At 48.7% G+C, this 9,458-nt stretch carries 7 protein-coding genes; 5 read left to right on the top strand and 2 right to left on the bottom strand.

Going from position 1 to position 9,458, the window contains the following annotated elements:
- Window positions 1–195 precede the first annotated feature (195 nt).
- Window positions 196–2,394: a carbohydrate binding family 9 domain-containing protein gene (locus H8K36_RS14955; RefSeq protein ID WP_186917300.1), complete on the bottom strand. Its 2,199-nt coding sequence runs from the start codon at window positions 2,392–2,394 to the stop codon at window positions 196–198.
- A 192-nt stretch (window positions 2,395–2,586) separates the two neighbouring features.
- Here H8K36_RS14955 and H8K36_RS14950 point away from each other — a divergent pair, with 192 nt between their 5' ends.
- The gene (locus H8K36_RS14950) at window positions 2,587–3,015 is read left to right on the top strand and encodes a GNAT family N-acetyltransferase (protein WP_230404673.1); all 429 of its coding nucleotides are present in this window, start codon (window positions 2,587–2,589) and stop codon (window positions 3,013–3,015) included.
- A gap of 140 nt (window positions 3,016–3,155) precedes the next feature.
- Here H8K36_RS14950 and H8K36_RS14945 read toward each other — a convergent pair whose 3' ends face one another.
- On the bottom strand, window positions 3,156–4,247 hold the full coding sequence (locus tag H8K36_RS14945; RefSeq protein ID WP_186917298.1) for a hypothetical protein: 1,092 nt from the start codon (window positions 4,245–4,247) through the stop codon (window positions 3,156–3,158).
- A gap of 366 nt (window positions 4,248–4,613) precedes the next feature.
- On the opposite strand from H8K36_RS14945, the gene H8K36_RS14940 reads away from it, so the two are divergent.
- The 4 genes from H8K36_RS14940 (at window position 4,614) to H8K36_RS14925 (ending at window position 9,445) form a co-directional block, all read left to right on the top strand.
- Window positions 4,614–5,789, top strand: a complete 1,176-nt coding sequence (locus tag H8K36_RS14940; RefSeq protein ID WP_186917297.1) for a sensor histidine kinase — start codon at window positions 4,614–4,616, stop codon at window positions 5,787–5,789.
- 31 nt (window positions 5,790–5,820) lie between these two features.
- On the top strand, window positions 5,821–6,603 hold the full coding sequence (locus H8K36_RS14935; protein ID WP_186917296.1) for a LytR/AlgR family response regulator transcription factor: 783 nt from the start codon (window positions 5,821–5,823) through the stop codon (window positions 6,601–6,603).
- Between the two features lie 27 nt (window positions 6,604–6,630).
- Window positions 6,631–7,203 (top strand): hypothetical protein, encoded by a 573-nt coding sequence (locus tag H8K36_RS14930; protein WP_186917295.1) that lies wholly within the window; start codon window positions 6,631–6,633, stop codon window positions 7,201–7,203.
- A 490-nt stretch (window positions 7,204–7,693) separates the two neighbouring features.
- Window positions 7,694–9,445: a glutamine--tRNA ligase/YqeY domain fusion protein gene (locus H8K36_RS14925; protein ID WP_186917294.1), complete on the top strand. Its 1,752-nt coding sequence runs from the start codon at window positions 7,694–7,696 to the stop codon at window positions 9,443–9,445.
- The last annotated feature ends 13 nt before the right edge of the window (window positions 9,446–9,458 follow it).

Raw genomic sequence — 9,458 nt, 5'->3', positions numbered from 1 at the left:
TACCCAAGGCGACATATCCCATCGGGCCCTCTAAATATTCTTGCACTACACGGTACTTAAATTCTTCTGCATGTTTCGTCATTAAAAAACCCCAAAAGTTGGTGTCCAACTTTTGGGGTTCAGTTCACGTGCCATCCTTTTTTGTTTTCGTTTTCGTTTTCGAGTGCTCATCAAAAAGCACATCAGTCAAATCACTTAGAACTGATACAAATAATTCAGTTTAATAAAGGCACGGCGCCCAGTTCGCAAATTCAAATCCTCAGTGCGCACCAAGGTTTGCGGGTTACCAATCTGTGCCAAGTTTTCTTGACGATTACCATAGCCAGCAATAATGCTAGTACCTGGGCTCAAGGTGTAATTCACTTGGAAGTCCGTATTCAATTGCTTACCTGAAGTCAAATTACTCAAACTCGGGTTGCTTGCTAATACGTGATAATCAGCGATCAGGCGCATCCCTAAGAAACGCGTAAGTTGATAACTCAATTTGCTACGCCACATCATGTTTCGAAACACGCTCATGCTGCCAGAGTGTTTACCGTCACCAGACATCTGCAAGTCATTCCACAGCAAATGCTCTTCCAAACGCCATTGAGGATGCAGTTTAATCGCCACGTTCACATCAAAACTACGGCCTCGGCCCAAACCGGCGTTCACGCCAGCGGCAGGTGTATAGTTAATCGAGTCCATAGCACCAATGACGGTATTGACGCGCAACCAATCAAACCAAGCGCTTCCGCCGCCGACCAACCAACCGCGCTTGTCAAAACCTTTGCCTTCATACTTTTCAAAAGCATGACGCGTAAATACCTCGAGCCAAGCGTCGCGACTGCCTTCAGCGAACACCCCAACATCTAGCGCCCAATCTTGCAATTCGTTTTGCTGACTGCGCGATACTTCACCATTGGAGATCACACCGTAGCGATGCAAGAAATCGTTCGCTTCAACGTGTTCGACATACCTAACTTCTTGATGAAACTGCTTATAGTTCGTGCGCGGCAAAAACGCTAAACGATCGGCAAAGCCATTCGAGATATCAATGTATTTGGCTAAATACTCAACATGCTTACCTTGATGTTTAGCTTCGAGATAATTCAAATGCGCCGATTGTTTTTGTTGCCCTTCCTGCTTTTCACTGCGCGCCAACTGGCTTTGAAAGATCCAGTTATCGTCGTATTGATAACGCGCATCGATACCTAACACCGTATCTCGTTGTGACCCTGCTTTTCTATCGGTGAGTAAAGCACCTAAGCTAAAGTTGGAGCTCAAATCTTTTTGCACACGCGCCATGCTGATATGGGCTTTAGGGCTATTTGTTTCGCCATCGGTTTGCATTTCATCATCAATCAGCAAGCCTCCATACGACCAAGAATCAGCTCGACCCGTCACTCGCACACCCGCGCTCGGTTGGGCGATACGCCGTGAGAAAAATAAAGGATTCGGTGTTTGGAAAAAGCTCGAATTCTCTAAAAAGAAGGGGCGTTTTTCCGGAAACAATACTTCATAGCGTTTACCCACGACAATCTGTGGTTCGTCTGAATCGACATCTGAAAAGTCGGGCTTAATCGTGACGTCAACCGCGGCTGCATCACCAAGCACCCATTTCGCATCGAGACCGCCTTGCACTTTGTTCTCACGTTGCCACATTGGTTTCTGCAGATTTTCTGAATCAAGTACTTTTGAATTTCCCGCAAAAACGAAGGGGTTGATCTGCGCGTTACGGCCGACACTGAGCTTTTCAGGAATTTTCACCGTCGCTAACTGTGGCACCACGCCCGCAATCTGCTTCGTGATGTAGGGCCAGAACGACTCTTCATTCAGACGCGAAATAACTCGCCCTACACCCACACCCCAAGTTTGCACGTCTGCACTCTTAAAGCGTAAGCTCTTAAACGGAATCGCCACGCGCACCACGTAACCGTCGTCAGTCAATTGCCCTTCCGATTCCCACTGCGTATCGAAATTAACGTCAGGATCAAAACCTTCTGTGCGTTTCGAATCAAACTGCACACCGTAGGGATTGATGAAAAAGGAAAACGAACGACGCTTATCGTGGAAAGTATCGAGTTCCAAGATCACGATATCGTCACCATCAATATCTTCACGTTTAGCGATGCGGGCACGAATCAATGCCGGGTCATCCTTCGCCACAAATACGGCGTAGAAATGCGTATCGTCATAAGACAAATAAGCAGTCGTTGGTTTAGATATTGGCGTGCCATCACCCGGATTTCTTTGTTTGAATTCCGTAATTTTGAAACCGTGCGAGGCTGGTTCGCCTTTCAAGTAGTCTTGTAATTTGGGAGGCTGTGCCGCACGCGGAATGGCAAGGTCTCGGGCAACCGCACCAGACACAACGCCGCTCAACAACAAGCTCAAGATTATTTTTTTTAGCATAAAGAAACAGCAGACGAGACGAAGAAGATGTCGTTCAGTTCATCTCAGTTAATCGATAATCGATACAGATATCTTCGATTGAAGAACTTACACTGCCTTAGAAACACCAACTGACACAAAGTTCAAAAAATGCGATGATACCAAGCTTTGCGACCCAACACTTATCTATCCATGAAAACAAATTGGCAATGTTTGAGCTTCGACTCGCTGACAAACAAGCAGTTGTATCTGATCTTACAAGCACGTTCAGCCGTCTTCGTCGTCGAACAAAACTGCCCCTACCTTGATGCCGACGGTGTCGACTTTGAATGCCATCACCTATGTGCTTGGACAGAGGATGGCAAACTTGCTGCCTATCTGCGTATCGTGCCGCCAGGTCTGAAATATCCTGAGGCTTCGCTTGGCCGCGTCATCAGTAGCGACTTTGCGCGCGGCACTGGCATCGGCAAACAACTTTTAACGCGCGGTGTAGAACAATGTCTAGCCCTCTACCCAGCGCACCCTATTCGCATCGGTGCCCAACAATATTTAGAGAAGTTCTATCAAGGCTTTGGCTTCGTGACGGTGTCTGACATGTATCTTGAAGATGATATTCCTCACGTCGAGATGCTACGCGCCTAAATCAAATCAAAAAAAGGGCGACGCGGTTAGACGTCGCCCAAAAATTGTCGCAAAGTTAGAGGAAACGACAATTCAATAAAGACTGTCCTCAGCAGTGATCAAACAGTTTGGACTAAGCTCAGCTTGAGCTCTTACCAATTTCAACTACGCCAAATCAAGTTGTTCTGTAGCGCATCCGGCAAAAACGAACGCAAGCTCAACGATACGCGATGTTCGTTATGCGACCACCACATTGCCACCATCAAGTACGCAAACACACAGGCAATCAAGGCACCGAAAAACGCGAAGCTGTCATGAAACAAAGCCCATGCCACATGCCCCATCACTAAAGCTGCACCGAAAGCACCCGCTATAGCGAAAGACTTTCTTTGTACTGCAGCCGACAAGAATAGCAACAACACATTAATCACAAAATAAATCGCCTTACCAAGATAAGAAGCACTCAATGCATTGCTCGGTTCAAACACAAAATAGATCGCTAATACGGCACTAAAACAAGTCAAACCAAAGCTATACAACCAGAATGCATAATCGCGCTTGCGGGTGATTTGCATATCGACGATAAAGCCGAGCACTAATATTGCAAACCCAAAAATTAAGGCAATCGCTTTGCGCATACTCCACCCCAAGGCGCTAAATGCTTCCACATCAGCCTTCAAGATCAGGTTCGGCAATAGATCGATGGTCATTAAGAAAATGCTCAACAGCAAAGGCACAAGCAAATAACTACGCTGGAAGTACCACAACATGAACGCCGCTGAGAATACGGTCAATATCTCAATCACAAACCACCGTTGGTCAAACACATGGTAAAGGTCATGTAACTGCGGTGTATGCCCCTGTGGCCAATAGCCCAGCATGTTCTGCACTGAAAACACGAGCATCGGCACCATCGCTACAAAAAGTGTGGCAAAAAAGTTGGCTGGTACGCGGTGGTCATGGGCATTAAACCAAAAGGTGCAGGCCAAACTTACTAAGGCATACATCAAACTCAACTCAAACAGCACTGTCATTCCCCATTTTTCTAGGGCAAACGTACTGAACAGCGTGCAAGCTGCAATCGCTAATAAACCCGCACAGTAGGTCAGCACAGTACTGCCATTCCAACGTGCTTCACGTTGTCTGCGTTCGCGTTGTTCCAAGAAATCGACCAGGGGTTTCACCTGACCGTAGTACAACAGACCTAAGTCTGCAGCCTCCATTAAGGCTTGACGGTTCTTTTGATGTTTCACTGTATGCCTCTAACTTTGTTCTCAATTGGGGAAGTAATACGACATCAGGTCATTGCTACTCGCCTGCTTTTTTTGTTCGTATTGAATTGATAGAGCGTATTAAAATCGATATTGGACTTTTTGCAGAGGCCTATCTAAAAAGTACAAAATTTCGATACGTTTTTAAGCATTTTGCACGCCTTTTCTGCAATTCCTTGTCGTATCTCGACAAAAAGTATCACCGTGCTTTTATAAAAAGTAGTCAAATCGCACACTTTTTTGAATTCTAAATTCCTCAAATCAGCGGCGCAGTAAGCTTGGGATGAAGCACCGAATTGCGGTGACCAATCCGCATGTCTACAAAATACAGGCTGCTATACTCTTTGTATGAGCGCCACCCCACCTTTTCCAGCAAGCCACAACGCAGCGACACAAAGCCAATCTAGCATTGGTGTGTGGCGGCGCCGCGCAATGCTGGCAACGGTGCAAATCTTAGGTTGGATTTGCTTTGCGGCCATCGCTGCCCTCACCTCGCTGAATGACGATTTGCGGATGGGCTTTGACCCCGACTATTGGCCAATATTCGTCGAATGGAGTTACCGTGCGACTGCGATGGCACTCACGAGCATCGTCATCTGGTTAGCTTTCGCGCGATGGCCGCAAGTTTATGCGTCAGCTCGCAACTTGGTCTTCGGCTTCGCGATACTCATGCTGTGCCTGCTCCCCATGCAACTGCTATTCGTAGTGAAAGATTTGTTCCTCAAGCAAGAATTAATCATGTCGTGGGAGGCATTTGGACAGCAGCTTTCCGTTATTAATCGCTTAGCCGGACTATTACAAATCACTTCGATCGCCGCGATTTACCTCGCCGTTGCAGCGATCAAACTGTGGCAACAAAACCAAGAACGCCGCCACCGCTGGGAGCAAGAACGTGCCGATGTATTGGCGCTCAAGCTCGAACTTGAACAACAAAAAATGCTGGCACTGCGCTCGCAACTCGAACCGCATTTTATGTTCAACGCCTTAAATGCGATCAGCGCTTTGGTAATGCAAGACAACCGAGACAACGCGCTCGATGGTATCAACGGCTTAAGCGAACTCTTGCGTTATGCACTCACCGCCTCAGAAAAGAATTGGGTCACTATCGCTGAAGAAATGCAGTTCGTCGAAGACTATCTACAGCTTCAACAACTACGTTATGGCAAGCGATTGCAGTTTCACTCACAAGGTTTGAGCGCGGAGATGCGGCAGATTGTCTGCCCACCTTTATTACTACAACCGCTCATCGAGAACGCCATACGACACGACCTCGATAACCATCAAGATGCGAGCGATATACAACTGCTGTGGCAGGTCGATGAGAGCAACTTGTACATTTATTTGAGCAATTCTGTACATGATGAAAATGCGGCTCAAACTATGCCCAGCACTGGCCTTGGTTTGCGCAACACAAGAGCACGTTTGCAGATGGCATACGGCGAACGTGCTTCGCTAATTACGAGCATTAAAGAGCGCCGTTTCCATGCGCATCTATGCATCCCCAAAGACGCACAAACGGATTAACAAACTTGATTCTGCATAAGCTTCGATACCCATGAACATAGCAAGCAATACCATACGCGCCATCATCGTCGACGATGAAGAATCCGGTCGCATCACCTTAAGCTATGCTCTGAGAAAACATAGCCAATGGCAAGTACAAGCTGAGTTTGGCAATGCCGGAAGTGCTAGGGATTACCTCCTGCAGCACCCAGTCGATGTGGTCTTTCTCGATATCCAAATGCCGAAAGAAAATGGTATTAGCTTGGCGCGCAGCATCAGCGCCATGGAGCATCCGCCCTTGGTGATTTTTGTCACGGCCTACAATGCGCACGCTGTCGATGCCTTTGAGGTGCATGCGCTCGACTACTTGCTCAAACCATTCAACCCGCGACGTTTCAACGAAGCGCTAGAACGCGCGAGCGAGATGCTGGCGCAAAGAAATGGCTATCGCGCTGCTCTCTCACAATTTGTGGAAACCCAACACAGACCAATGCCTGCGCCAGACTATCTCGAACAAGTTATCGTGCGCTCGGTTGGCGAAATGGAATGTGTGAAGTTAACTGATGTTCTATGGGTGAGCAGTGCTAGCAATTACGTCGAACTGCACTTACCACATCGCGTCGTTTTGCATCGGATGACCTTGAGCGAAATGGAAAAACGCTTAAATCCCGAAGAATTTATGCGCGTACATCGCACAGCCATTGTGCGCACCAAACAAATGCAACAAGTGCGAGTCGCGGGCGATGGTGTGTATCAACTTGCCTTATTTGGTGGTGGCGAAGTGCCGGTGAGCGAACGCTATATTGACGCCGTGCGATCGCATTTTCAAACTTAGATCGAAATCTAGGCACCTCCACTCGCGATGAAAAAAATACTCCTACTTTACGCACTCGTGCACAACCTATTGCCGTCGCAAGCATGTGCCCAGCAAAAAAATTTTAGCTTCGGTGGTTTTGCCCTCAAGGCCACCGCTGAACAGCTCAAAAAATCATTTCCTAATTCGGTGATGGAGGTCAGCGAAAACAGTACTTATGTGCGCATCGCCGCGAAGGACACCAAAGATGGGGTCACCTCCAGCATCATCTTTATGCGCGACAAGAAACCAGACGTGGTGCAAATGATCTTTGAGATCGCACGTGACCCAAGCAAACCAGACAGCTACTATCGCGACCCGCTCAACCAAAACCCACGCTGCGAACCCATCTTGGCCGAGCTCAAAAGACGCTACGGCAAACCCTACGGCCCTTTTGATAACAATGAAGAAGGCCTAGTCTACAAAGATTATGTGTGGGACAACGAGCAAGAGAAACTCATCCTCACTTGCGCCCGATTTTGGAATAGCAAAAGCAAAATACCATGGGCCGCGGCAGTAAAAATAGGTGCGAACCGCCCAGGCTACTGCATGCACCTCAACTGTATTGAGCCACCGAAGTAAGTCTTCTCATGAGACTTCGTCGCTCCTGCGCAGAGCCTGCCCTCGAATGCCTTAGTCGGGGGCAGAAGCGAAAACCAACAGCACCGCCCATTACCGTCGCTCCTGCGAAGGCAGGAGCCCAGTGTCTTAGCCTTTACGCTTCTTAATCTCGAACACAAAAGTCACTGGATTCCCGCCTTCGCGGGAATGACAAGCCCCCCCTCCCGCCCATTCCTACCTTTTACCGTCGCCCCTGCGCAGGCAGTAGCCCAGCGTCGTTGCCTTTAAGCTTCTCAATCTCAAAAGCTGCTAAATTCCAGCTTTCGCGAGAATGACCAAGCCCATTTGACCCGCAAACCACCCACAATTACCCGCAAAACCACCTCAAAAACCGACGTTTTCCTCAAATGCTCCTCTCACAAGCGCCCGCAACTGCCATAAACCCTTTGCCCTGCGGTAAAATGCTTGCTAATCAAGTATCCATAACATTTTTGCAAAGATTTATACGAATATGAGCAACAAGCCAGAGAATAAAAACGCAGAAGCCCCAGTTATTTCGAATTTCCTACGCGGCATCATCGACCGCGATCTGGCCGACGGCAAATACACGCGCGACGGCCTGCCGAATGTGATCACCCGTTTCCCGCCAGAGCCTAACGGCTACTTGCACATCGGCCATGCCAAATCGATCTGCTTGAACTTCGGTTTAGCGCGCGATTACCAAGGTCGTTGCCACTTGCGTTTTGATGACACCAACCCAGAAAAAGAAGATCAAGAGTACGTTGATACCATCATGGACAGCGTCAAATGGTTGGGCTTTGATTGGAACTATGGTGAGAAGAATGGCGACCGCTACAGCGGCGGCAGCCATCTCTACTTCGCTAGCAATTATTTCGACACCTTCTACGCGATTGCTGAATACCTCATCACCGCAGGCCACGCCTATGTCGATAGCCAAAGCGCTGAAGACATGGCAGCCAACCGTGGTGACTTCTCCAAGCCCGGTGTGAACTCGCCTTTCCGCGATCGCCCTGCAGAAGAATCGCTAGCCCTGTTCCGCCGCATGAAGGCAGGTGAATTTGCCGACGGTGCCCACATCTTGCGCGCCAAGATTGACATGGCCTCACCGAACATGAATATGCGCGACCCAGCGATCTACCGCATTCGTCACGCGCATCACCACAACACTGGCGATAAATGGTGCATCTACCCGATGTACGATTACGCCCACCCACTCGAAGACGCGATTGAAAACATCACGCACTCGATCTGTACGTTGGAATTCCAAGATCACCGTCCGTTCTACGACTGGATCATCGCCCGTGCTGCCGAAGGTGGTTTCTTCAAACAACCGGTGCCACAACAATACGAATTCGCGCGTCTGAATTTGACTTACGTCGTCACTTCCAAACGTAAGCTGCGCCAACTCGTCGAACAAAACATCGTCAGCGGTTGGGACGACCCACGCATGCCCACCATCGTCGGCATCCGTCGTCGCGGCTACACGCCAGAAGCGATCCAACTTTTCTGCGACCGCATAGGTGTTTCCAAATCTGACGGCTGGATCGACTACAGCACTTTAGAAGGCGCACTGCGTGACGACCTCGACCCGAAAGCACCACGTGCCACCGCCGTCTTGCGTCCACTGAAACTGATCATCGACAATTTCCCAGAGGGAGAGAAGGTAGCCTGCACCGCCCCTATCCATCCACACCACCCAGAACTCGGTAACCGCGAATTCACCATCAGCAAAGAACTATGGATAGAACAAGAAGACTTCATGGAAGAGCCAACAAAAGGCTACTTCCGCCTCTTCCCAGGTAACAAAGTGCGTTTGCGTTACGGCTACGTGGTCGAATGCACAGGCTGCGACAAAGACGAAAACGGCAACGTGATTGCAGTCCACTGTAACTACTTCCCAGACAGTAAATCCGGCACAGAAGGCAGCGCCAACTACAAAGTCAAAGGCAACATCCACTGGGTCAGCGCGTCGGATTCTTTGGAAGTGGAAGTGCGTTTGTATGATCGATTGTTCACTGATGCGAATCCAGATGCAGGCGGCAAAGACTTCATGGCTTTGTTGAATCCATCGTCTTTAGAAACGATTCGTGCTTATGTTGAACCGGGCATGGTCAACGTCGAACCCGATACGCGTTTGCAGTTTGAACGCCATGGTTATTTTGTGGCGGATCGTGTGGATTCTGTGAAGGGTGTGCCTGTGTTTAATCGGGTTACTACTTTGAAGGATAGTTGGGGGAAGTAACAGTCATCAAATG

The sequence above is a fragment of the Affinundibacterium nitidum genome (genome assembly GCF_014284155.1).
Classification (GTDB): Bacteria; Pseudomonadota; Gammaproteobacteria; order Burkholderiales; family Burkholderiaceae_D; genus Undibacterium; species Undibacterium nitidum.
Note: the sequence above shows the minus strand (reverse complement) of the source record. Positions and strands in the feature narration are given on the sequence as shown.